22 protein-coding genes are annotated in these 22470 nt (G+C 68.3%); 11 read left to right on the top strand and 11 right to left on the bottom strand.

Going from position 1 to position 22470, the window contains the following annotated elements; genetic code table 11:
- Positions 1-95: 95 nt before the first annotated feature.
- Complete coding sequence (locus Q8M82_RS10980; RefSeq protein WP_305691394.1) at positions 96-671, bottom strand: DUF1214 domain-containing protein; 576 nt, start codon at positions 669-671, stop codon at positions 96-98.
- Positions 672-760: 89 nt separating this feature from the next.
- Positions 761-2989, bottom strand: coding sequence for a transglycosylase domain-containing protein (locus tag Q8M82_RS10975; protein ID WP_305691393.1), 2229 nt, complete (start codon positions 2987-2989; stop codon positions 761-763).
- A 265-nt stretch (positions 2990-3254) separates the two neighbouring features.
- Here Q8M82_RS10975 and Q8M82_RS10970 point away from each other — a divergent pair, with 265 nt between their 5' ends.
- Both Q8M82_RS10970 and ppdK read left to right on the top strand, forming a co-directional pair.
- Positions 3255-3749 carry a YcgN family cysteine cluster protein gene (locus Q8M82_RS10970; RefSeq protein ID WP_305691392.1) on the top strand — a complete coding sequence of 165 codons (495 nt, stop codon included), beginning with the start codon at positions 3255-3257 and terminating at the stop codon, positions 3747-3749.
- Positions 3750-3904: 155 nt separating this feature from the next.
- Positions 3905-6589, top strand: coding sequence for a pyruvate, phosphate dikinase (ppdK, locus tag Q8M82_RS10965; protein ID WP_305691391.1), 2685 nt, complete (start codon positions 3905-3907; stop codon positions 6587-6589).
- A 23-nt stretch (positions 6590-6612) separates the two neighbouring features.
- Here the strand turns inward: ppdK and Q8M82_RS10960 are convergent, their stop codons facing one another.
- The 3 genes from Q8M82_RS10960 to Q8M82_RS10950 form a co-directional block, all read right to left on the bottom strand.
- Positions 6613-6987 carry a helix-turn-helix domain-containing protein gene (locus Q8M82_RS10960; RefSeq protein WP_305691390.1) on the bottom strand — a complete coding sequence of 125 codons (375 nt, stop codon included), beginning with the start codon at positions 6985-6987 and terminating at the stop codon, positions 6613-6615.
- A 5-nt stretch (positions 6988-6992) separates the two neighbouring features.
- Complete coding sequence (locus Q8M82_RS10955; RefSeq protein WP_305691389.1) at positions 6993-7289, bottom strand: type II toxin-antitoxin system HigB family toxin; 297 nt, start codon at positions 7287-7289, stop codon at positions 6993-6995.
- Between the two features lie 113 nt (positions 7290-7402).
- Positions 7403-8014: a TetR/AcrR family transcriptional regulator gene (locus Q8M82_RS10950; protein ID WP_305691388.1), complete on the bottom strand. Its 612-nt coding sequence runs from the start codon at positions 8012-8014 to the stop codon at positions 7403-7405.
- A gap of 188 nt (positions 8015-8202) precedes the next feature.
- On the opposite strand from Q8M82_RS10950, the gene Q8M82_RS10945 reads away from it, so the two are divergent.
- The 7 genes from Q8M82_RS10945 to Q8M82_RS10915 all read left to right on the top strand — a co-directional run bounded on the left by Q8M82_RS10945 (position 8203) and on the right by Q8M82_RS10915 (position 14337).
- A complete protein-coding gene (locus Q8M82_RS10945; RefSeq protein ID WP_305691387.1) occupies positions 8203-8661 on the top strand; it encodes a (2Fe-2S)-binding protein in 459 nt (152 codons plus the stop codon).
- Positions 8662-8663: 2 nt separating this feature from the next.
- On the top strand, positions 8664-10841 hold the full coding sequence (locus Q8M82_RS10940) for a xanthine dehydrogenase family protein molybdopterin-binding subunit (RefSeq protein ID WP_305691386.1): 2178 nt from the start codon (positions 8664-8666) through the stop codon (positions 10839-10841).
- Positions 10841-11458, top strand: a complete 618-nt coding sequence (locus Q8M82_RS10935) for an Isoquinoline 1-oxidoreductase subunit (protein WP_305691385.1) — start codon at positions 10841-10843, stop codon at positions 11456-11458. The genes Q8M82_RS10940 and Q8M82_RS10935 overlap by 1 nt, the downstream gene beginning before the upstream one ends.
- Before the next feature lie 408 nt (positions 11459-11866).
- Positions 11867-12076 (top strand): cold-shock protein, encoded by a 210-nt coding sequence (locus Q8M82_RS10930; protein ID WP_066724499.1) that lies wholly within the window; start codon positions 11867-11869, stop codon positions 12074-12076.
- Between the two features lie 180 nt (positions 12077-12256).
- A complete protein-coding gene (locus Q8M82_RS10925; protein ID WP_305691384.1) occupies positions 12257-13702 on the top strand; it encodes a DEAD/DEAH box helicase in 1446 nt (481 codons plus the stop codon).
- 84 nt (positions 13703-13786) lie between these two features.
- Positions 13787-14059 (top strand): translation initiation factor IF-1, encoded by a 273-nt coding sequence (infA, locus tag Q8M82_RS10920; RefSeq protein WP_305691383.1) that lies wholly within the window; start codon positions 13787-13789, stop codon positions 14057-14059.
- Positions 14060-14067: 8 nt separating this feature from the next.
- Positions 14068-14337, top strand: coding sequence for a hypothetical protein (locus tag Q8M82_RS10915; RefSeq protein ID WP_305691382.1), 270 nt, complete (start codon positions 14068-14070; stop codon positions 14335-14337).
- 285 nt (positions 14338-14622) lie between these two features.
- Here Q8M82_RS10915 and Q8M82_RS10910 read toward each other — a convergent pair whose 3' ends face one another.
- From Q8M82_RS10910 to Q8M82_RS10890, 5 genes are all read right to left on the bottom strand, one after another.
- A complete protein-coding gene (locus Q8M82_RS10910; RefSeq protein WP_305691381.1) occupies positions 14623-15246 on the bottom strand; it encodes a hypothetical protein in 624 nt (207 codons plus the stop codon).
- A gap of 213 nt (positions 15247-15459) precedes the next feature.
- Positions 15460-15765 (bottom strand): DUF6894 family protein, encoded by a 306-nt coding sequence (locus tag Q8M82_RS10905; protein WP_305691380.1) that lies wholly within the window; start codon positions 15763-15765, stop codon positions 15460-15462.
- A 160-nt stretch (positions 15766-15925) separates the two neighbouring features.
- Positions 15926-16264, bottom strand: coding sequence for a hypothetical protein (locus Q8M82_RS10900; protein WP_305691379.1), 339 nt, complete (start codon positions 16262-16264; stop codon positions 15926-15928).
- A 463-nt stretch (positions 16265-16727) separates the two neighbouring features.
- Entirely contained in the window at positions 16728-16961 is a 234-nt protein-coding gene (locus tag Q8M82_RS10895; RefSeq protein WP_305691378.1) for a hypothetical protein, read from the bottom strand.
- A gap of 107 nt (positions 16962-17068) precedes the next feature.
- A complete protein-coding gene (locus Q8M82_RS10890; RefSeq protein WP_305691377.1) occupies positions 17069-18358 on the bottom strand; it encodes a cell wall hydrolase in 1290 nt (429 codons plus the stop codon).
- Positions 18359-18738: 380 nt separating this feature from the next.
- Between Q8M82_RS10890 and Q8M82_RS10885 the strand changes: the two genes are divergently transcribed.
- Together Q8M82_RS10885 and acuI are read left to right on the top strand one after the other, a co-directional pair.
- Positions 18739-19983: an MFS transporter gene (locus Q8M82_RS10885; RefSeq protein ID WP_305691376.1), complete on the top strand. Its 1245-nt coding sequence runs from the start codon at positions 18739-18741 to the stop codon at positions 19981-19983.
- 221 nt (positions 19984-20204) lie between these two features.
- Positions 20205-21191 carry an acrylyl-CoA reductase (NADPH) gene (gene acuI, locus Q8M82_RS10880; protein WP_305691375.1) on the top strand — a complete coding sequence of 329 codons (987 nt, stop codon included), beginning with the start codon at positions 20205-20207 and terminating at the stop codon, positions 21189-21191.
- 156 nt (positions 21192-21347) lie between these two features.
- On the opposite strand, the gene Q8M82_RS10875 is transcribed toward acuI, so the two are convergent.
- Positions 21348-22247, bottom strand: coding sequence for a LysR family transcriptional regulator (locus tag Q8M82_RS10875; protein WP_305691374.1), 900 nt, complete (start codon positions 22245-22247; stop codon positions 21348-21350).
- Positions 22248-22470: the final 223 nt, after the last annotated feature.

Genomic DNA, 22470 nt, shown 5'->3' with positions numbered 1-22470 from the left:
CAGCAGGCGGCGCAGCGACGCGCCGAGGCGGTCCATCAGCGGAACCGGCCGGGCGGCCGGCGGCGCCCGCGGCGGCAAGGGTGCGTCGGCGGCGCTCACGAGCAGTCCATCCGGGCGATCCGCGGCAGGCTCTCCGCTCGCGTCTCGCCGGCCTGGGCGGCGATCGGCGTATCGTAGAGCCGCAGGCGGAACTGGAAACGCCCGCTCGCCGGAAGGGGGAGCCAGTCCCCGGGCTGGGGCCAGGACGCCGCCGCGATCCGGAGGCCGCCGTCTTCTGCGCGCACCACCTCGGCATCGGTGAAGCTGTTGCGATCGAGCGGCAGGCGGAAGTTGCGTCCGTCGGTGTCGGTGACGCTGAGCGTCCAGCCGCGCGTCGTCGGGATCTGGCCGGTGAGCCGATAGCGGCAGCGCCCGTCGAGCCCGCGCCCCTCGTCGTCCCGTTCGGCGATCAGTTCGAGCCCTTCGCCCGCGCCCAGCGGCAGATGCACGCCGCGGGCGAGGTAAGCCCGCAGATAGGGGTCGATGTCGCGGCTGCCGCTGCGGGGCCAGGCCGCCCAGGGGCCGATCTCGACCATGCCGAGCAGAGGCCGCCCGGCCACGGCGAAATGGGCCGAGGCCAGCCCCAGCCCGGCGCCGAGCGCGATCACATAGGCCAGATGGAAGACTCGCAATGCCCTGCCTTCGGAAGCAACCGTCCATGTCGGCCGGCGCGGGAGTTGAACCAGCCGGCTGCGGCCCGTCAACCGGACGCCCGCCGCGCTCAGCGGATGGCGCTGTTCCCGCCCGCCGCGGACACGTCGCGGATCCCGACCTGCAGGCGCCCGCCGATGCGACGGGGCGCCTCGATCGTCTTGAACATCGCGCCCACCGCCGACAGAACCTCGAAGGATTGCCGCGGCATGTGGCCGGCACCCGGCCCCGAACCGGCGGCGATCGCGGTCGCGGGCGCCTGCGCCTTCGCGACCGTCGCCGCCTTGGGATCGGGCGGCGCCACGCCCGGGATCGGCTTCAGCTCGAGACCCCGATGGGCGAACTGCATGATTTCCTTCCAGGTCATGGCCGGCAGCGAGCCGCCGGTCATGTTCGCGGTCTCCGACGAATCGTCGTTGCCGTACCAGACCGCGCCGACGAGGTTGCCGGAATAGCCGACATACCAGGCGTCCTTGTAGCCATTGGTCGTGCCGGTCTTGCCTGCGGTGACGACACCCTCGAGCGCGGCACGACGGCCCGTGCCCTCGGTCGGGACCTTGGAGAGCATGAAGTTCATCTCCTGCGCCACCTGCGTGCTCAGCACACGGGCCGGCTCTGGCTCGTCGCGGTCGTGCCGGTAGATGACGTCGCCATGCGAGTTGCGGATCTCGATCGCTGCATAGGGCCGCGCGCGCTGGCCGCCATTGGCGAAGACGGCATAGCCCGCCGCCATGTCGATGACCGTGACCTCGGCCGCGCCGATCGGCAGGGATACCGTGTCGGTCAGCGGTGAGTTGAGGCCCATGGCACGGCTGGTCTCAATGATCTTCAGCCGCCCGATCCGAGCCGCGCGCGCGACATGGGTCTCGCCGGTGGCCTGGCCCAGCGCGATCGACATCTGCACCGGGATCGTGTTGATCGACTTCGCCAGCGCCACCGTCAGCGGCATCGAACCCGCGAAGGAGCGCCCGTAATTGTTGGGGCACCAGTTGCCGATGCAGACCGGCCGGTCGGTGACGACCGTGCTGGGCTTGTAGAGCCCGGCCTGCATCGCCGCCGCATAGACGAAGGGCTTGAAGGACGAGCCGGGCTGCCGAAGGCTCGCGGTCGCGCGGTTGAACTGGCTCGCACCGTAGTCGCGCCCGCCGACCAGCGCCCGCACCGCGCCGTCGGTTTCGAGCACGGCCGTCGCCGCCTGCTTGGCGCGGTAGCCTGGCCCATATTGGCGCAGGATCGACTCGATCGCCTCGTCGGCCCGCTCCTGGATGGCCGGATCATGCGGCGTCTTCACCGTCAGAACCCGCTCGGGGCCGATCCTGCCGTCGTCGGCGAGCCGGCGAATCTCGTCGAAGGCCCAGTCGAGGTAGTAATCGGGGCTGGTGTCCCGGCGCCGGTCGATCGGCGTGGCGGGATTGCGCTTGGCGCTGTCGACCTGGCCCGCCGTCATGAAGCCGGCATCGACCATCGCATTGAGCACGTCGTTGGCCCGCGCGCGCGCCGCCGGAAGGTTGACATGGGGCGCGTATTTGGTCGGTGCCTTGAACAGCCCGGCCAGCATCGCGGCTTCCGCCAGCGTGACGTCGCGCACCGACTTGCCGAAATAGTATTCCGCCGCGGCCGCCACGCCGAAGGTGCCGCCGCCCATATAGGCGCGGTCGAGATAGAGCTTCAGGATCTCGTTCTTGGTCAGCCGCTGCTCGAGCCAGATCGCCAGGAAGGCTTCCTTGATCTTGCGGTCGAGCGAGCGCTCATTGGTCAGGAACAGGTTCTTGGCGAGCTGCTGCGTCAGCGACGAGCCGCCCTGCACCACGCCGGAGGCGCGCGCATTGACGGTCACGGCGCGCAGCGTGCCGATCAGGTCGATGCCGAAATGGTCGTAGAAGCGGCGGTCTTCCGTCGCCAGAACCGCCTTGAGCAGATGGTCCGGCATTTCTTCGAGCTTCAGCGAGTCGTCGTGACGCGCGCCGCGATGGCCGATTTCGGTGCCGTAGCGATCGAGGAAGGTGACGGCGAAGACCTGATGCTTCAACGCCTCCTCGCGCCCCTCATGGAAGGACGGGATCGCCAGCGCCAGCAGGACCAGCGAGCCGGCGATGCCGACATTCAGCCCCTCGCTCGCGAATTCCGCCGCGAGCCGCTGCCCCCCGGTGACGGTCAGCCGGTCCATGAAGCTGCGGATGCGCTCATAGACCTCGCCGGCACGCCGCGCTGCGCCCCACAGGCCGGCATCGACCCATGAATCGACCGCCAGCGCGAAGCGCTTCAGTCGGGTCGTCCAGCCTGCCTTCCTGAATTCCATCGCCGTCCTGGGACTCCGCCGAAAGCCGCCGTCCCGATCGACGGCGCCACGGTTCTGCTACACTCCGGCCAGCCCGCCATCATAATCCCGCCGGACCGGACATAGATATCCTCTTGCCGCGCCCATGCCAGAGGCCGGACGCGAAATGCTGGGACAGCAGATTCCTTGCCACGGCGCCTGTCCCGTTTCGGTACGCCGCCCGCCCGTCCGTGGATGCGTCATCGCCCGCGCTTCCATCCCGGCCGGTCGCGTCGCATAAGGCCCCATGGCCGACGATCCCAACCCCGACGAGCCCTTCTGGCGCACGACCCCGCTCGAGGCGATGAACCGCGAGCAGTGGGAATCGCTCTGCGACGGCTGCGGCCGCTGCTGCCTGGTCAAGCTTCAGGACGAGGATACCGGTGCCATCCACGCGACGGACATCGGCTGCCGCCTCTTCGACGCCGGCACCTGCCGCTGCAAGGATTACGTCAACCGCTCGACCAAGGTGCCCGACTGCGTGACGCTGACGCCCCATGACGTCCGCACGCTGCCCTGGCTACCGCCGACCTGCGCCTACCGCCTCGTCGCCGAGGGCCGCGACCTGCCCTGGTGGCACCCGCTCGTCTCAGGCGATCCCGAGACTGTGGTCGAGGCCGGCGTCGCGGTCCGCAACCGTGTCTTTGCCAGCGAGGACGACGTGCCGGATGAAGACGTGCCCGATCGCATCGTCGCCTGGCCGCTGCGCTGGCCCAAGAAGGCGAGGGCGATGGGGCGATGAGGCTCGTCCGCAGCGGACATGGCCCATCGGCGCATTGATTGTTCACGCGCTTTTCGGCATGACCACGCCGCGGCGCCTTTGTTGCAGCGCACGCGAACCATTCGCCGACCGCTGCGTTTTTGCGCGGTCTGGGTGATGTGAAGGGGGCTGGGACGATGGCTGGTGGGAAGTGGGTCTACACCTTCGGCGACGGCAAGGCCGAGGGCGAAGCGGGCATGAAGAACCTGCTCGGCGGCAAGGGCGCGAACCTCGCCGAGATGAGCAATCTGGGCCTGCCGGTGCCGCCCGGCTTCACGATCACCACCGAGGTCTGCACCTGGTACTACGACAATGGCAAGCAGTTCCCGCCGGAACTGGAGGCGCAGGCCCAGGCCGCGCTGGATGAGATGGGCCGGCTGACCGGCAAGACCTTCGGCGACCCCGCCAACCCGCTGCTCGTCTCCGTGCGCTCCGGCGCCCGGGCCTCGATGCCGGGCATGATGGACACCGTCCTCAATCTCGGGCTCAACGACGTGACCGTCGAGGCGGTGGCCAAAGCCTCGGGCGATGCGCGCTTCGCCTGGGACAGCTACCGCCGCTTCATCACGATGTATTCGAACGTCGTTCTCGACGTCGACCACGGCCATTTCGAGGAGGCGCTCGAGGACTACAAGGAGCGCAAGGGCCTCCATCTCGACACGGATCTCGGTGCCGAGGACTGGAAGATCCTCGTCGGCAAGTACAAGGACATCGTGAAGAAGGCGCTCGGCAGCGACTTCCCCCAGGACCCGCGCGACCAGCTCTGGGGCGCGGTCGGCGCCGTCTTCTCCTCCTGGATGAACGCGCGCGCGATCAAATATCGCGAGCTCAACAACATTCCCGCCGCCTGGGGCACGGCGGTGAACGTCCAGTCGATGGTCTTCGGCAATATGGGCGACACCTCGGCGACCGGCGTCGCCTTCACCCGCAATCCCTCGACCGGCGAGAACGCGCTCTATGGCGAGTTCCTGATCAACGCGCAGGGCGAGGACGTCGTCGCCGGCATCCGCACCCCGCAGGACATCACCGAGGCTGCCCGCAAGGAGGCCGGCTCCGACAAGCCCTCGATGGAGAGGGCGATGCCGGAGGCCTATGCCGAGCTCTGCCGCATCTACGGCATCCTCGAGAAGCATTACCGCGACATGCAGGACATGGAGTTCACCATCCAGGAGGGCAAGCTCTGGATGCTGCAGACGCGGTCCGGCAAGCGCACCGCCAAGGCGGCGCTGCGGATCGCGGTCGAACTAGCCACCGAAGGCCTGATCTCGCAGGAGGAGGCCGTCGGCCGCGTCGAGCCGGGTGCGCTCGACCAGCTCCTGCATCCGATGATCGACCCCAAGGCCGAGCGCCGCGTGCTGACGACCGGCCTGCCGGCCTCGCCCGGCGCCGCCGCCGGCGAGATCGTCTTCAACTCGGACGAGGCCGAGAACGCCCGCAAGGCCGGCCGCAAGGTCATCCTCGTGCGCGTCGAGACGAGTCCCGAGGATATTCACGGCATGCACGCCGCCGAAGGCATCCTGACCACGCGCGGCGGCATGACCTCGCATGCGGCGGTCGTGGCCCGCGGCATGGGCAAGCCCTGCGTCTCCGGCGCCGGCCAGATCCGCGTCGACTACGCCAAGGGCACGCTCACCGTGGGCCAGACCGTGCTGAAGGCCGGCGATGTCCTCACCATCGACGGCGGCAACGGCCAGGTGCTGCTCGGCGAGGTCAAGATGCAGAAGCCGGAACTTTCCGGCGAATTCGCGACGCTGATGGGCTGGGCCGACAAGGTCCGCCGCCTCAAGGTCCGCGCCAATGCCGAGACGCCCGACGACGCGCGCACCGCCCGCGAATTCGGCGCCGAGGGCATCGGGCTGTGCCGCACCGAGCATATGTTCTTCGAGGCGGACCGGATCCAGTCCGTCCGCGAGATGATCCTCGCCGCCGACGACAAGGGCCGCCGCGCCGCGCTCGCCAAGCTCCTGCCGATGCAGCGCCAGGACTTCGTCCAGCTCTTCACCATCATGAGCGGCCTGCCGGTGACGATCCGCCTGCTCGACCCGCCGCTGCACGAGTTCCTGCCGCATGGCGAGGCCGAGATCGCCGCCGTCGCGCAGGCACTCGGCGTCACGCCCGAGGCGCTGAAGCACCGCGCCACCGAGCTGCACGAGTTCAACCCGATGCTCGGCTTCCGCGGCGTGCGCCTCGCCATCGCCTACCCGGAAATCGCCGAGATGCAGGCCCGCGCCATCTTCGAGGCGGCGGTCATCGCCGCCCGCGAGACCGGCAAGGCCGTGATCCCGGAGGTGATGGTGCCGCTCGTCATGGGCGTGGCCGAACTCGACCTCGTCAAGGCGCGCATCGACGCCATGGCCAAGGAGGTCATGGCCGAGAGCAAGGTCGAGCTGACCTACCAGGTCGGCACGATGATCGAGCTGCCGCGCGCCGCGCTGCGCGCGGAGGAGATCGCGGCGAGCGCCGAGTTCTTCTCCTTCGGCACCAACGACCTGACCCAGACGACGCTCGGCATCTCGCGCGACGATGCCGCCTCTTTCCTGGGTGCCTACACCGCCAAGGGCATCCTCGCGGCCGACCCCTTCGTCACCATCGACCAGGAGGGCGTCGGCGAGCTGGTGAAGCTGGCCGCCGAGCGCGGCCGCAAGGCCCGGCCCGACATCAAGCTCGGCATCTGCGGCGAGCATGGCGGCGATCCGGCCTCGATCGGCTTCTGCGAGAGCGTCGGCCTCGACTACGTCTCCTGCTCGCCCTTCCGCGTGCCGATCGCACGGCTGGCCGCCGCCCAGGCGGCGCTTGGCGCGGTGCGGGCGAAAGAGGGCTGAACCCCGCCCGCTAGCGGCGCGCCTCAGGCCGCGAGATCGTAGGGCGCGATCAGAGCCTCGGCAGGGATGCCCCAGTCCCTGCTGAGTCTGAACACCATCTCCATCGTCAGCGGGCGCTTGCGGTTGAGCACCTCGGAAGCGCGCGACTTTGAGCCGAAGAGGTCCGCCAGATCCCTCTGGCGCAGACCACGCCGAGCCATCCACTCCTGGATGGTCGCGACCGGATCCGGCGCGTCGATTGGATGGTGCTCGTCCTCATAGACCTTGACGAGCGCGGCGAGGATGTCGAAGCGGTCCGCCTCGGGCGAATTGGGCTCCGGCGGCTGCTCGAAATAGGGCTCGATCTCCGCCAGCGCCCAGTCGTAATCCGCTTCGGTGCGGATCGCTCGCATATCCATCTGCATCACACGGTCCCCGCGTCGATCCGGTCGTATTCCTTGTGAGTCCCCACGAATTTGATCAGCGCTCGCTGGTAGGCATAGGCGAAGTGGACGATCAGCCGATATTTATTGCCGCCGATATCGAAGATGACTCGGTTGTCGCCAACGAAATCGACCGTGGCTCCAAACTGAGCCTTGATGTCCCCGGGGCCAGCCCAACTCGCCTTGTTGGCAATGGCGTACCAAACCCTCAAGGGCATCTCGGCGTGCGGTTCGCGCTCCCAGAACTCGCGTAAAGTCCGGCGCGCGATCACCTGCATGCACGATCGATATCATGTTCCCAAAACGGGAACAAGCTGGAACGACGCTTCGAGGTCGTGATGGTTAGGCGAGGGAGGTGTTCATGCGGGCTGACGCCCGGAAATGGCGGCGTCTACCGCTTCGCCACCGCCTGCGCCGCGAGCACCGCGATCTGGCGCAGGCGCGCTTCATAGGTTTCGAGCGACGGTTGCGGCCCCATCTTCGCGCCGATCGCGGCGTGGGCGATCGTCTCGACGATCTGCCCGGGCGTCAGGGCCCCCAGCGAGATTTCTTGCGCGGCGGCATGGGTGAGCAACGCCGTCGCATGGTTGCAGAAGATGTGCTCGAAGGCCTGCGCTTCTTGCGTCGCGATGCTTGCCATCACCGTCTTGAGCTCGAGCAGGTGTTCGCCATCGCCGAAAGCGGCGTAGCCGGCGCCGAAATGCGCGAGCATCAGGGCAGAAAGCTTATCGGGAAAGGGCAGAGGCTGCGCCATCACGGCTTCGCAGCGTGCGGCGACCTGCGCCAGAAACCGCGCCATCATCGCCCGGAAGACGTCGTCCTTGCCCTTGAAGTGCAGATAGATCGTCGCCTTGGCGAGGCCGGCTTCGCGCGCGATGTCGTCCATCGAACTGCGCTTGAAGCCATAGCGCACGAAACGCCGCAGCGCCGCGTCGGCGATCTGCTCGATACGGGTTGTGGCCTCCTCCGGCAGAGCCGGGCAACATTCTCGTGAGCTGCTCATTTCAGGCTTGACGAATTCCAGTCTCTGTCGTTATACCAAATAGACTGAAACCATCCAGACAGTCCAATCTGGGTAGCCGCGCTGGCTGCCGCTGTCCATGCTAGGGCGGAAGGGGTTCGCAAGTTAACCCCCGCGCCAGCGTGTCGTTCCGGTTCTCAACACCACATATCCCGTTTCGCGAGGCAGCCATGGCCCACACACTTTCCGTCAACGGACGCTCGCACACCGTCGATGTCGATGCCGATACGCCGCTTCTCTGGGCGATCCGGGACAATATCGGCCTCACCGGTACGAAATTCGGCTGTGGCGTCGCCCAATGCGGGGCTTGCACGGTCTGGATCGACGGACAGCCCGTGCGATCCTGTGTCACGCCCGTCTCGGCCGTCGAAGGCAAGGTCACGACGATCGAGGCGCTCGAGGGCAAGGAGGCCCGGGCCGTGCAGGCAGCGTGGGACACGATCGATGTTCCGCAGTGCGGCTACTGCCAGTCCGGACAGGTGATGAGCGCGGTCGCTCTGCTCAAGGAAAATCCCAAGCCGAGCGATCGCGACATCGACCTCGCGATGAACGGCAATATCTGCCGCTGCGCCACTTACGCCCGCATCCGCACGGCGATCCACGCCGCCGCCCGTAGCCTGGAGGGTTGAGCATGACCGCCCACGACCTCACCCTCTCGCGCCGCTCGCTGCTGGCCGGTGCCGGCGGCCTCATCATCGCGCTGAACCTGCCCAAGGCGGCCCGCGCCCAGTCAGGCGCGGCACAGGCCTTCCGTCCCGGCGGCACGGCGAGCTTCGCGCCCAACGCCTTCATCCGCGTCGCTGCCGACAACAGCGTCACCGTCCTGGTCAAGCATATCGAGTTCGGGCAGGGGCCTTTCACCGGTCTCGCCACGCTCGTGGCCGAGGAGATGGACGCCGATTGGGGCCAGATGCGCGCCGAGCACGCGCCCGCTGACGTCAAGCTCTACGCCAATCTCGCTTTCGGCGTTCAGGGCACGGGCGGTTCCACGGCCATGGCCAACTCCTTCGAGCAGATCCGCAAGGCGGCAGCCACCGCCCGGATCATGCTGGTGCAGGCGGCCGCCGAGGCCTGGAAGGTTCCGGCCGGTGAGATCGTCATCGAAGCCGGCGTGCTCAAGCACGCCTCCGGCAAGCAGGGCCGCTTCGGCGAGTTTGCCGATGCTGCGGCAAAACTGCCAGCCCCTACTGACGTGCCGCTGAAGCCGCCGGCCCAGTTCAGACTGATCGGCAAGGAGGGCGTGGTGAAGCGCCTCGACAGCGCCGACAAGGCCCGTGGCAAGGCGCAGTTCACCATCGACATCAGCGCGCTCGGCATGCTGACGGTCGTCGTCGCCCGCCCGCCGCGCTTCGGCGGCAAGGTCGCGAGCTTCGACGCGGCCGACGCCCTTAAGGTCAAGGGCGTGGTCGACGTGAAGCAGATCGGCTCGGGGGTGGCCGTCTACGCGCAAGGCATGTGGCCGGCCATCAAGGGCCGCGAGGCGCTGAAGGTCGTCTGGGACGAGAGCGAGGCCGAGACGCGCGGCAGCGCCGAACTCGTCGCCGAGTACCGCGCGCTCGCCCGCACGCCGGGCACCGTCGCCGGCAGCCATGGCGATGCGCAGGCCGTGCTCGCGAAGGCCGAGCGCGTGATCGAGGCGGAATACGTGTTCCCCTATCTGGCGCACGCGCCGATGGAACCGCTCGACGGCTATCTGGAATGGAACGCGCAAGGCGCGCTCGCCCGTTTCGGCAGCCAGTTCCAGACCACCGAGCACCAGACCATCGCCACGATCCTCGAACTGCCGCCCGAGAAGGTGCAACTCGAGACCATGCTGGCCGGCGGTTCCTTCGGCCGGCGCGCCCAGGTCAGCCAGCATCTGGCGGCGGAATTGGCCATGTGCGCCAAGGCGATCGGCCCCAACCGGCCGGTCAAGCTGGTCTGGACCCGCGAGGACGACCTCGCAGGCGGCTACTACCGCCCGCTTTTCGTCCACCGCATGCGCGGCGCTGTGAAGGACGGCAAGATCACCGCCTGGACCAACGCCATCGTCGGCCAGTCCTTCTTCCTCGGCACGCCCTTCGAGGCGATGACGGTGAAGAACGGCGTCGATGCGACCATGGTCGAGGGCGCCAACGAACTGCCCTATGAAGTCGCGGATTTCCGCTGCGAGGTCCATACCGCCAAGGTCGGCGTCCCGACGCTCTGGTGGCGTTCGGTCGGCCACACCCATACCGCCTATGCGGTCGAGTGCTTCATGGACGAACTGCTCCAGGCGGCGGGGCAGGATCCCGTCGCGGGGCGTCTCGCCTTGATGGGCAAGGAACCGCGGTTGGCTGGGGTGCTGAAGGCCGTCGCGGAGCTGGCGAAATGGACCGGCCCCGATGCCGGCAACGGCCGCGCCCGCGGCGTCGCGGTGGCGGAGAGCTTCGGCTCCTTTGTCGCCCAGATCGCCGAGGTCTCGCTGGGCGAGGGCGGCGAGCCGAAGGTCCACAAGGTCTGGTGCGCGATCGATTGTGGCATCGCCGTCAATCCCGACATCATCCGTGCGCAGATGGAAGGCGGCATCGGCTTCGGTCTCGGCCATGTGCTCTATGGCGAACTCACGCTCGACAAGGGCAAGCCGGTCCAGACCAATTTCGACACCTATCGCTCGCTGCGCATCCACGAGATGCCGGAGGTCGAGGTCGCGATCATCGCCTCCAGCGAGAAGCCGACGGGCGTCGGCGAACCAGGCGTCCCGCCGATCGGGCCCGCCGTGGCGAATGCGCTGGCGCGTCTCGGCCAGGGTCGCCCGCGCCAACTGCCGATGGTCGGAGGGATGGTCTGATGCTGCGACAGACTGCTCTTGCCGCGGTCGCCGGCCTCGGGCTCGCGCTCGCAGGCACGGCCATCACCACGGCGCAGACTCCGACGCCGCCGGCAGGAACCCTGCGACCGGTCGAGAGCTTCCAATCCATCGCCCAGCGTGAGGCCCGCTCGGCTGCGATCTTCACCGAGATGGGCAAGGTTCTGCAGCATCCGCGCTGCGTGAACTGCCACCCGGCGACCGAGCGCCCGCGCCAGACCGATGCGCAGCGCCCGCACCAGCCGCTGGTCGTGCGCGGCAAGGATGGGCATGGCGCACCCGGCATGGCCTGCTCGACCTGCCACGGCAAGGAGAACTTCGATCCCGCGCGCGTGCCCGGCGACGGCCACTGGGCGCTGGCCCCCGCTTCGATGGCCTGGGAGGGCAAGACGCTCGGCCAGATCTGCGAGCAGTTGAAGGACCCCAACCGCAATGGCAGCCGCGACATGGCCGCGCTGATCAAGCATGTCGCCGAGGACTCGCTCGTCGGCTGGGCCTGGCGCCCCGGCCCCGGCCGCCAGCCGGCGCCCGGCACGCAGGATCAGTTCGGCGCGCTGCTCAAGGCCTGGGGCGAGACGGGAGCGGTCTGCCCGCGTTGAGTTGGGCCAATCGGTCGATAGGGAGGGCGGCGGGCTCACGAAGACCCTGCCGTCTCCCTCAGGACGCCCGCTTGGCTTGCCAGAAACCGACATGGGCGCGGTGAAGGCCCAGGCACGATCCAGGTCGATCAGAGGGGTGGTCCGCCTGGTCGATCCAGAATGATGTCGCCGCGCCTGCCGCTCAGATGGCAGAGACACTACCGCCGCTGGACCCGCGTTGCGTTTTGTGCTAGGCATCTCCATGTAAGACGAGATGCGGCCGGGTTCTGGCCATCCTCCGCGCGGTCCGTTTCGGACGGCGGGCACGATTCAGATCCACCACACATCGACTACGAGACCATGGCAGGCGTCCGCGCGCCGCGCTGTGTCTTCCTGATATACGCGGATCTGAACGTAAGGACGACCGATATGAACAAGGGCACCGTCAAGTGGTTCAACGCCACCAAGGGCTACGGTTTCATCACCCCTGAGAATGGCGGGCAGGACGTGTTCGTCCACATCTCCGCCGTCGAGCGCGCCGGGCTGCGCGAGCTGGTCGAAGGCCAGGTCGTGTCGTTCGAGCTCGTCGCCGATCGCAAGACCGGCAAGTCCTCGGCCGGCAACCTCGCCGTCGCCTGAGGCCCTTAGACTCTCCAGGCCGGCCCCGCGCCGGCCTGGTTCACGCACGAAACCTTCCGGCGCTGTGGCTTAGCGGTTCGCCGGCGGGACAGATCAAATATTCAAAGGCCGGGCGCAATCCGGCGGCACAGCCGAGACCCACATGTGCCCCTTGCGTCGCGGCGTCCGGAAAGACCTGTTTTGACCCAATTTACCGACCTCGGCCTGGCCGAGCAGCTTCTCAAGGCGCTCGCTTCCGAAGGTTACACCACGCCGACGCCGATCCAGGCCCAGGCGATTCCCCACATCCTCCAGGGCCGCGATCTCCTCGGCGCCGCCCAGACCGGCACCGGCAAGACCGCCGCCTTCTCCCTGCCGCTGATCCACAGGCTGCTCAGCCAGCCGCGCCGCATGGAGACGCGCCAGGTGCGCGCGCTGATCCTCTCGCCGACGCGTGAGCTCGCCGCCCAGATCGAGACCTCGATCCGCGCCTATGCCCAGTTCACCACCGTCAAGTCCGCCGTCGTCTTCGGCGGCGTGCCGGTCGGCAAGCAGATCCGCGCGCTCGGCCAGCATGTCGACATCCTCGTGGCCACGCCGGGCCGCCTGCTCGACCTCGTCGACCAGCGCGCCGTCTCGCTGCGCGAGATCGAGTATCTCGTCCTCGACGAGGCCGACCAGATGCTCGATCTCGGCTTCGTCCATGCGCTGCGCCGGATCGCCACGCTGATCCCGAAGAAGCGCCAGACCCTGCTGTTCTCGGCGACGATGCCCAAGCCGATCCGCGAGATCGCCTCGGCCTATCTGAGCGACCCCGTCGAGGTCTCGGTCGCGCCGGTGGCCACGACCGCCGAGAAGATCGACCAGCGCGTCATCTTCACCTCGCCGGGCGAGAAGCCGGCCCTGCTGGCCAAGACCCTGAGCGTGCCGGAGATGGAGCGCGCCATCGTCTTCACCCGCACCAAGCACGGCGCCGACAAGGTCGTCCGCCAGCTCGAGGTCTCCGGCATCAAATCCGCCGCCATCCATGGCAACAAGAGCCAGGGCCAGCGCGAGCGGGCGCTCGGCGCCTTCCGCGACGGTGAGCTGCGCATCCTCGTCGCCACCGACATCGCCGCCCGCGGCATCGATGTCGACGGCATCAGCCATGTCGTGCAGTTCGACCTGCCCAACGTCGCCGAGACCTATGTCCACCGCATCGGCCGCACCGCGCGCGCCGGCGCCTCGGGCATGGCGATCGCCTTCTGCACGCCCGAAGAGCGCGGCGACCTCGCCGCCATCGAGAAGCTGACCCGTATCGCCATCACGCCCATGGGCGAGGTGCCGTATTGGGACGGCCGCACCCCGAAGAAGCCGCCCCAGAACCAGGGTCGCGGTGGGCGCGGCCAGCAGGGCGGCGGCGGTCGCGACCAGGGTCGGTCCCAGGGGGAACGGCAGGGCGAGCGCTCGGGCCGGCCGCAGTCGGCGAAGCCGGCGCATGGCGGTCCGCGGTCTGACGCGCCGCGCAGCGAGCGGCCGCAGCGCACGGACGCGCCGGCTGCGCGAAAAGACGCTGGTTCCGCCAAGGAAGGACTTGGCGGCGTCGCGTTCTTGCAGCAAAGAACACAGCAACCACGCACCAACGGCGCCCGGCGGCGCGCGAACTGACGCGCGACGAGCCAGAACCGGGACGGGCCGGCCTCGAGGGGCCGGTCCGTTCCCTGCGCCAACGGGCACACGAAGGACGACAGAATGGCTAAAGAAGAACTGCTCGAATTCGACGGAACGGTGGTCGAAGTGCTGCCGGACGGCAATTATCGGGTGAAGCTCGACAACGACCACATCATCCTGGCCTATGCGGCCGGCAAGATGAAGAAGAACCGCATCCGCACCATCGCCGGCGACCGCGTCGTCGTCGAGATGTCGCCTTATGACCTCGATCGCGGCCGCATCAACTTCCGCCAGAAGACCGCCGGCCCCGCGCCCAGCGGCCCGCCGCGCAACCAGAATTTCCGCCGGCGCTGAGCCGCTTCATGCGGTTCTCGCGCGTCGAGCTCGTCTTCATCGCCTTCGGTGTCGCGCTCGGCGCCCTCGTCGCCCTGGTCTTCAAGGCGGGCTGGCTTGCGCCCTCCGCCGGCTTTCCGCCCTTCATCCTCGTTCTGCTCGGGCTCGGCCTGACCGAGATCGCAGCCGGCCTCGCGCTCGGCCGTTCGCCGGGCGCGCTCGTCGCCATGCCCGCCCGCCTGCTCGCGTTCTTTCTCGGCGTCGGCGTGCTCGCGCTGCTGATGGGCGGGCTGGGGTAGGGCGCCCCGCGGCTGTTACGGCGAGAGTCACCACCCTCTATCGAAAACCACGATCGTCATCCTGGACAAGCCGCGAAAGCGGCGCAGGCCGGGATCCATCATCGGGCGCCATCCCTCTCCAGAGGGAGCGCCCGATGATGGATCCCGGTCTTCGCTGTGCGAAGCCCAGGATGACGCGGAGTGTTGAGGTATGGCTGGCCCATAAAAAACCCCGGCCGAAGCCGGGGTTGAGTGGTCTTTTCCGTAGTCAAAGGTCGTCAGTTCACAAACGTCTCAAGTCGAAATTCAGTAGCCGGCCCTCTGCCAGTGCTTCGAGCCGGGGCTCACCAGCACTTTGCGATGGCGGGTCTCGGTGACGGCCGGCACGGTCTCGTGCAGCACCTGGGTGGGCCGCACCATCACCTTGCGCTGGCGCTGGGTGTAGACGGCGGGAACGGTCTCGTATTCGACGCGGGCCGGCGAAACCTCGACCGTGCGCTGGCGGTAGCCATATTCCGGCTTGTCATAGACCCAGCAGCCGGTGGTGCGGCCATGGGCGTCCGTGGTGACCTCCCAGCGCTTGCCGCCGGGCGAGACCAGGACCTTCTCCTGAATGGACGAGTACTGCGCCGGGACGTGGTGCGGGATCTGCCGGGCCGGCTGGATCATCACCTTCTCGGTGACGTAGTCGTATTCGGCCGGGACGATGCGGCGATAGGTCTTGGCCGGCCGCACGATCTGCGTCTCGGCGATGGAGCCATAGACCGGGGGCGTCTCGACGAGGTTGTAGCAGGCCGTGCCCTGGCAGGGGGCGGGACGGCAGGAGGAGCCGTAGCAGCCGCCAGCCTGGGCCGCGGACACGCTCAGCAGCAGGGCCGCCGAGACGGCGGGTGCTGCGAAAGCCGAAACGGTGAGAGCCTTCTTCGCCATGGTCGACAACCCGTCCCCAAACCCGCGGCGTCGGGCGCCGCTCTGTGGGGCGGAGAAAGCCGGGAAACAGTGATGAACGCAAGGTAAACGCCGAAACAAGGTAAAATTAACCAAGCGACGGCCCTGCAGCATCTTCATGCAGTTTGACGTTGCGTGAAGCCGATCGCGGGCATTTGAGTGGATTTCGGCGCGCGTCGCTCGGCCGACAACGAGTCAGCGCCCCTTGATCAGCTCCGCCACGGTGTCGGCCGCCGCATCGTGCGCCGCGTCGGCGGCACGGATTTCCTCGCCGCGGCGCGCCTCGATCGTTACCGAGGCGCGGTAGACCGCCTCGCCCGCCTCGTCGTCGAGGCTCACCGAAAGGGCCGCCTGCCGCGCTCGCGGCAGAACCTCGACCGCCATCTCGGCCAGCGCCAGCTGCGCGTCGTCGGTCGCCGTCTTCTCGTCGGGAAACTCCAGCGGTTCGGGCTCGCGCTCCGGGCCCGAACCGTCGTCGCTGGTGATGAAATAGCGCGGCATGTCGCCTCCCTTCGCGGGTGCAACGCCGTTTTGCCAGCGCTGTTCCGGCGCGCGCCGCCAACTCCGGGCGAAGCCGGTGCTCGGGGAGGGCCCCGGTCGAGAGCGTGGGAGGGGCCTGCCGATCTCGAGGGCCCCGCCGTCCGACGCCCAAGCGCGGGACTCAGTAGATGTCGCGGCTTCCGCGCGCAGGCGTCTCCTTGGCGCGCTGCTGGATGTCACGTTCGGTGGCCAGGCATTCCTTGATCAGGTTGCCGCGCCAGAGCGACAATGTGGCCGCCGAGACGAAAGCCGCTTCCATCCTGAACAGCGGCGCCTGCGCCTTCTCGACATAGCACTGGCAAGTGGCGGCCCGCAGCGCGGGCGGCAGCACCCGCTGCTCTTCCATGCAGGCGAACAGCAGATCGCGTGGTGCCGTGGCGGAAGCCGGCACGGGCGCATGTGCCGAAGCCAGCGAGCCGGCCATGAACGCCGCGGCCAGCGAGGAGGACAGGGTGGTCAAGTTCGATGATCTCCGGGCGGTCGATGGGAGATCGGCCCAGCGCCTTAACAATCCGTGAATCGAGGCCCGAACTGCACGCTGCGTCAGCACAAAGGATAACCGGCCGGCGAAAAATGGATCGCATGCGACGGACCGCGAGGCGTGGCCCTGACCTGACGGAGAGCCCGAGGGTTCAGCGGCTCAACCTGCAGGGAGCGCCGCCCGAAGACGCATGTCCGTCTCGACGCGCCCCATCGCGGCACCGAGCACGGCCATGGCTGGGGATTGTTCGAGCGATCGGACTTCGAAGACCCCAGCGCCGCTTTACAGCGCCTTCGAGGCCGATTCATCCTGTCATTGAACGACGTGCCCGAGATGCGCGAGCGGTTCGCCTGGGCCTCGATCGAGACGGTCGAGCTGAGCTACCAGGCGGGCGGCGGTGCTAACACAAAGCGGGTGCGTGAGGTCGTGATCAGCCGATCAGTCATTGCCTCTGGTCTGTCGGGGGCGCTCCCATGCCCGCCGCCTCCGCGGCTTCGGCAAGAAAGCGCGACATCGTCGCGGCCTCGTCAGTCCTCATGAGAAGAGTGATGATCCGGGATTCCCTACGCTCAATTTCTTCGATCGTGGCAACCGTCAGGAGAGCTGCGACACCTCCTCCCGACAGCCCGACTTCGCAGTCAAGGAGGATCAGATCGCTCGGCTTGATGCCCGTCATGAGACTTCTCCTGGCCGAGGCTCAGACCGATGCCGTCGTACCCCAATCTCAGGCTCGCCCGATTTGCGTTCTGTTGCCATCTGATTGTTCGCGCTAGAGCGCCCCCCTCACGTCTGCCCGGGCCGCAGCTTGTAGAAGATGTGCTGGCCGATCGTGTCCATCTTCTTGAGCTTCTTGGCCCAGTAGGGGCGGACATATTGGGCGTGGTAGTGCGTCGAGGCGCCGACTTCGGCGAGATAGGTCGTGCCCTCATAGACCTCGCGGGCGATGCGGACCGCGTCGCGCCAGGGGCCGGGCTCGGTGATGCGCAGGGACTTGCCCTCGCAGGTGAAGGTGAACTGGCAGGCCAGGTAGCGGTGGCTGTTCTGGTAGACCACGCCGCAGACGCTGTCGGGATAGAGCGGGCTCTTGACCCGGTTGAGCACGACCTGCGCCACCGCGGCGCGGCCCTCGTCGGATTCCGAGCGCGCCTCGAAATAGACCGCCTCCGCCAGGCAGCGCTGCTGGCGCGCCATGTCGGCGGCGGGGATCAGCCCGGTATAGATCTCGCGTGCGCCGCTCTCGGGCAGCGCGCCGCGCCGCAGCGGCGAGGCGGGGGCACGCGCCAGCAGGCCGGGCGGCTCCGGCGCCGGGGGCAGCAGCGCCGGCACCAGCGTGGTCACGCTGTAGTTGACGGAGGGCGTCGTCGAAGCCTGCGCCAGCGGCGCGGCGACGCCGGGCGTGCCGCCGTCGAGCGTGCGCGGGACATTGCCATAGGGCGAGACGCCCGAGGCCGCGAGCGCGTCCGGCGAGGAATCGGAGAGGGCCGGGTCGGTCAGGCCCTGCTCGTCGGAATGGGGTTCGAAGCCGACCGGCGGGCCGATGATGCCCTCCGCCTCGCGCATCGCTTCCAGCGAGAAGCCGCCCGAGATCAGCCCCGGCTGGGTGTCGCCGAAGACGACCTGCTCGAGTTCGCGCGGTCCCCGCGCCGAGAGGCCCGGCCTTAAGCGCGGCAGCGGATCGCCCTTGGCGGTGCGGTCGACCTCGGGGAAGCCCTTGGCGCTGCGCTTCATCTCCTCGCGCGGCTGGCGCGGATCGATGACGAAGCGCCGCTCGGGATCGTCGAAGGAGAGATGCGCCTTGTGGATGGCCGAACTCAGCGACAGGCCGGGCAGGCGGAAGGCGCTGGCCGCCACGAGCAGCGAGGGGCCTTCCTCCAGTTCCGAGGCCGGGCCGGGCAGCGTGCGGAAGAGCGATGTCGTGGGCAGCGTGTCGAGACCGGCATTCTGGCCGGCCGAGGCGGTAAACGAGACCAGCAGCCCCGCCGACAGGGCCCATGGCGCGACCGTCGACAGGGCCCATCTGAGCCCGGTCGATCCGATCCGTCTGGTCCGCCGCCGTAACCGCAAATGACTCAAAACCGCACACCCACCACGAACACAGGGCAGCGACGGGCGCGCGACCGGCGCGCTTTCGCATGATGTCGTTATCACCCCGGTAGGGTTGAGCGGGGGTTAACGGCGGGACGGAGTGGGCCTTTACGCTGGTCGTCGGGTCATCCCGGGCGGAGCGCAGCGAAGACCCGGGATCCATTCCGGAGCGCTTTCCGGTGAGGCCTCGGCATGGATCCCGGGTCTCCCTGCGGTCGCCCGGGATGACCCGGACTGGTGTCCGTGAGCAGGGAATCGCCGCCCTCCCATGCATCCGCGTGATGCGCCATGCCACGAAATCGCGTTATCGTACCGTCGTGTTCGGCGCTATCGTGCAGCCACACGTCAGCCTCGCCGGAGACCTGTCCATGAGCCTCGCCTCGAGCCCCGCCCCGGGGCGCAGCCATGCGCCGGAGATCATCGTCGCGGCGGGCTGCCTGATCGCGCTGATCACCTTCGGCCCGCGCGCCAGCGCCGGCCTGTTCCAGATCCCGATGACGGTGCAGTTCGGCTGGGGGCGCGACACCTTCGGCCTGGCGCTTGCCATCCAGAACCTGCTCTGGGGGCTGGGTGCGCCCTTTGCGGGCGCCATCGCCGACCGTTTCGGCATCGTCAAGGTGTTCTGCGTCGGCGCCCTGCTCTATGCGGCCGGCCTCGTCGTGATGGCGCTCGCCACCACGCCGCTGCAGCTGCATTTCGGCGCCGGCGTGCTGATCGGCTTCGGCCTCTCCGCCTGTTCCTTCAACCTCGTGCTCGCCGCCTTCGGCAAGCTCCTGCCCGAATCCTGGCGGCCGATGGCGTTCGGCGCGGGTACGGCGGCGGGCTCCTTCGGCCAGTTTCTCTACCCGCCGATCGGCAACATCCTGATCGAGCAGATCGGCTGGAACCAGGCGCTGATGGTCTTCGCGCTGACGCTGCTGCCGATCCTGCCGATCTCGATCTTCCTGTCGACGCGCAAGCTAGGCGGCGCGGTCCAAGCCTCGGCCGCCAACCTGCCCAACCAGTCGATCGCCCAGGCGCTGGCCGAGGCTTTCCGGCACCGCAGCTATGTCCTGCTGGTGCTCGGCTTCTTCACCTGCGGATTCCAGCTCGCCTTCATTACCGTGCATATGCCGGCTTATCTCAAGGATATGGGGCTGGCGGCCTGGGTCGGCGGCTGGACGCTGGCGGTGATCGGGCTGGCGAACGCCGTCGGCTCGCTCTCCTCGGGCTGGCTCTCGACGCGCATGCCCAAGCGCCATCTGCTGGCCTGGATCTATTTCGGCCGCTCGGTGGCGATCGCGGTCTTCATCCTGCTGCCGCCGAGCCCGGCGACCTCGATCGCGTTCGGCGTCGTCATCGGCCTGTTCTGGCTCTCGACGGTGCCGCCGACCTCCTCGCTGGTCATGCTGATGTTCGGCACGAAATACATGGCGATGCTCTATGGCTTCGCCTTCTTCTCGCATCAGGTCGGCGGGTTTCTCGGGGTCTGGCTGGGCGGCCTGCTCTACGAGGCCTTCGGCTCCTATCTCGTCGTCTGGTGGCTCTCGGTCGCGCTCGGCATCGTCTCGGCGCTGATCAACCTGCCGATCGTCGAGAAGCCGGTCGAGCGCGCGGTGCCGCAACCGGCCTGACGAAAGGCGAAAGCCGCGCGGGGTTGCGAACGGCGGCCGGCCAAGGTCAACTCGCCTCATCTGCGCCGCCAACTCCTCAGCCCTCATCCTGAGGAGCCGCGAAGCGGCGTCTCGAAGGATGCTCCAGCTGCTTCCGGAGCCTCCTGAACCATCCTTCGAGACGCGATCTGCGATCGCTCCTCAGGATGAGGGCTGAGGGGACTGACGTTGGAAGGCAGCCCATGACCACCTTCAAGGCCCTCGTCGCGACCAAGGGCGAGACCGGCCCCGACCTCGCCTTCACCGACTTCGCCGAGAGCGAGCTGATGGAGGGCGACGTCACCGTCCGTGTCACGCATTCGACGGTGAACTACAAGGACGGGCTGGCGCTCACCGGGCGCGCCCCCGTGGTCCGGCGCTGGCCGATGATCCCCGGCATCGATTTCGCCGGCCGCGTCGAGAGCTCCGAGCATCCCGACTTCAAGCCGGGCGACCTCGTCGTGCTGAACGGCTGGGGCACGGGCGAGACGCATCTGGGCGCCTACGCCCAGAAAGCCCGGGTCAAGGGCGACTGGCTGGTGCCGCTGCCCGCGGGCCTCAACCCCGACGAGGCGATGGCGATCGGCACCGCCGGCTACACCGCCATGCTCTGCGTGCTGGCGCTGGAGAAGCACGGCCTCAAGCCCGTCGACGGGCTGGTTGTCGTCACGGGTGCCGCCGGCGGCGTCGGCTCGGTGGCGGTCGCGCTGCTCGCCAAGGCGGGCTGGCACGTCATCGCCTCGACCGGCCGCCCCGAAGAGGCCGACTACCTCAAGAGCCTCGGTGCCGCCGAGATCATCGACCGCGCCGAATTGTCGGCACCCGGCCGTCCGCTCGGCAAGGAGCGCTGGATCGCCGGCGTCGACGCCGTCGGCTCGCACACGCTCGCCAACCTGCTGTCGATGACGAAATATGGCGGCGCCGTCGCCGCCTGCGGCCTCGCCCAGGGCATGGACCTGCCGGCCTCCGTCGCGCCCTTCATCCTGCGCGGCGTATCCCTGCTCGGCATCGATTCGGTGATGTGCCCGAAGCCGCGCCGGCTCGAGGCCTGGGCGAGGCTGGCGGCCGACCTCGACCGCGACCGGCTCGCCCTGATGACCACGCGCATCCCGCTGACCGACGTCATCGACACCGCCCGCGCCATCGTCGACGGGAAGGTCAGGGGGCGGGTCGTGGTGGAAATTGGCTAGCGCTCGCTTCGCGCGGAAACACGCCGTCATCCCGGACAAGCTGCGAAGCAGCGCCGCTCCGGGATCCATCCTAGCGCTCCAGAGCCCTCCGATGGATCCCGGGGCAAGCCCGGGATGACGACGCGGTTTCCGGGATAACTCCGCAAGCTTTGGAGCCTATGCGGCCGTCCCCTCGATCAGCCCGCGCTTCTTCGCGAGTTCGCCGCCGACATAGTCCATGAAGGCGCGCACGCGCGGGGCGTTGCGGATGTCGGGATGGGTCAGGATCCACAGGCCCGTCGAGAAATCCGGATCGGGCGGCAGCAGCCGCACCAGACCCGGGCGCTGGTCGGCGATGAAGCAGGGCAGGGGGCCGATGCCGAGCCCCTGCTCGACGGCTTCGGCCAGGCCGAGCACGGCCGAGCTCTTCAGCGCGATCCGCTCCGGCGCCACCTTCTCGCGGACATAGCGGGCCGCCTTCACATGGCCGAGCGCATCGCCGAGCGCGACCCAGTCGCGCGCGAACAGGCTCCCGGGTTCGTCGGTGGGTGAGGTCCCGAGCGCGCTGCCATAGATCGCCCAGGTCAGCGTCGCGAGCCTGCGCCCGACGAGCGTCTCGCCCGGCGCGTCGCTGGCGCGGATCGCGATGTCCGCGTCGCGCTTGGACAGGTTGAGCGCCTGATTGCCGATGACGATGTCGAGCCGGATTGCCGGATGCAGGGCGCGGAAGGCGGCGAAGATCGGCAGCAGCAGGTTGAGATAGAGCGTGTCCGTTGTGGTGATCCGCAATTCGCCGGAGGGGGTGAGATCGCGGCCCGCGAGCCGGCGGCTGAAGGCGGCGACGTCGTCCTCGACGCGGGCGGCCAGCATCGCCATCTCGACGCCGGCGACGGTGGCGACATAGCCGGTCTTGCGCCGCTCGAAGAGCTGCAGCCCGATCTGCTCCTCGATCTGCCCGAGGCGCCGGAACACGGTGGAATGGTTGACGCCGAGCGCCGCGGCGGCCCCCGTCAGCCCGTGATGGTCGGCGATGGCCTTGACCAGCCGGAAATCGTCCCAGGCGAGATGGGTGGTCATGGCGGGCCCCTGCCGACGGTCTCCGGCAGGCAATCCGAAATCTTGCGGGAGTGCAAGACTGCCCGGGCTTCTCCCCGACGCCTCACCGTCATCAACTCACTTGCGCTTCGCGTGTTGACAGACGGAGGTCACGGATTTTTGCGTTTGCGATGACGATGAGTTTTCGCATGACTGCGGTGATGGCGACGATCGGTTTTTTGCCGTGTTGGCAGAGCCTTTCGTA

The organism is Allobosea sp. (assembly GCF_030694325.1).
GTDB lineage: Bacteria > Pseudomonadota > Alphaproteobacteria > Rhizobiales > Beijerinckiaceae > Allobosea.
This window is presented reverse-complemented; position numbering and strand designations above follow the sequence as displayed.

What these genes read in the sequence shown, in the direction of transcription:
- Q8M82_RS10905 (WP_305691380.1), bottom strand. Translation starts at nt 15,765, where the DNA reads ATGCCGCGCTATTTCATCACCAGCGACGACGGTTCGGGCCCGGAGCGC.
- Q8M82_RS10915 (WP_305691382.1), top strand. Translation starts at nt 14,068, where the DNA reads ATGCGGTTCTCGCGCGTCGAGCTCGTCTTCATCGCCTTCGGTGTCGCG.
- Q8M82_RS10955 (WP_305691389.1), bottom strand. Translation starts at nt 7,289, where the DNA reads ATGCAGGTGATCGCGCGCCGGACTTTACGCGAGTTCTGGGAGCGCGAA.
- infA (WP_305691383.1), top strand. Translation starts at nt 13,787, where the DNA reads ATGGCTAAAGAAGAACTGCTCGAATTCGACGGAACGGTGGTCGAAGTG.
- Q8M82_RS10970 (WP_305691392.1), top strand. Translation starts at nt 3,255, where the DNA reads ATGGCCGACGATCCCAACCCCGACGAGCCCTTCTGGCGCACGACCCCG.
- Q8M82_RS10960 (WP_305691390.1), bottom strand. Translation starts at nt 6,987, where the DNA reads ATGGATATGCGAGCGATCCGCACCGAAGCGGATTACGACTGGGCGCTG.
- Q8M82_RS10930 (WP_066724499.1), top strand. Translation starts at nt 11,867, where the DNA reads ATGAACAAGGGCACCGTCAAGTGGTTCAACGCCACCAAGGGCTACGGT.
- Q8M82_RS10885 (WP_305691376.1), top strand. Translation starts at nt 18,739, where the DNA reads ATGAGCCTCGCCTCGAGCCCCGCCCCGGGGCGCAGCCATGCGCCGGAG.
- Q8M82_RS10935 (WP_305691385.1), top strand. Translation starts at nt 10,841, where the DNA reads ATGCTGCGACAGACTGCTCTTGCCGCGGTCGCCGGCCTCGGGCTCGCG.
- Q8M82_RS10895 (WP_305691378.1), bottom strand. Translation starts at nt 16,961, where the DNA reads ATGACGGGCATCAAGCCGAGCGATCTGATCCTCCTTGACTGCGAAGTC.
- Q8M82_RS10950 (WP_305691388.1), bottom strand. Translation starts at nt 8,014, where the DNA reads ATGAGCAGCTCACGAGAATGTTGCCCGGCTCTGCCGGAGGAGGCCACA.
- Q8M82_RS10910 (WP_305691381.1), bottom strand. Translation starts at nt 15,246, where the DNA reads ATGGCGAAGAAGGCTCTCACCGTTTCGGCTTTCGCAGCACCCGCCGTC.
- acuI (WP_305691375.1), top strand. Translation starts at nt 20,205, where the DNA reads ATGACCACCTTCAAGGCCCTCGTCGCGACCAAGGGCGAGACCGGCCCC.
- Q8M82_RS10875 (WP_305691374.1), bottom strand. Translation starts at nt 22,247, where the DNA reads ATGACCACCCATCTCGCCTGGGACGATTTCCGGCTGGTCAAGGCCATC.
- Q8M82_RS10940 (WP_305691386.1), top strand. Translation starts at nt 8,664, where the DNA reads ATGACCGCCCACGACCTCACCCTCTCGCGCCGCTCGCTGCTGGCCGGT.
- Q8M82_RS10975 (WP_305691393.1), bottom strand. Translation starts at nt 2,989, where the DNA reads ATGGAATTCAGGAAGGCAGGCTGGACGACCCGACTGAAGCGCTTCGCG.
- ppdK (WP_305691391.1), top strand. Translation starts at nt 3,905, where the DNA reads ATGGCTGGTGGGAAGTGGGTCTACACCTTCGGCGACGGCAAGGCCGAG.
- Q8M82_RS10945 (WP_305691387.1), top strand. Translation starts at nt 8,203, where the DNA reads ATGGCCCACACACTTTCCGTCAACGGACGCTCGCACACCGTCGATGTC.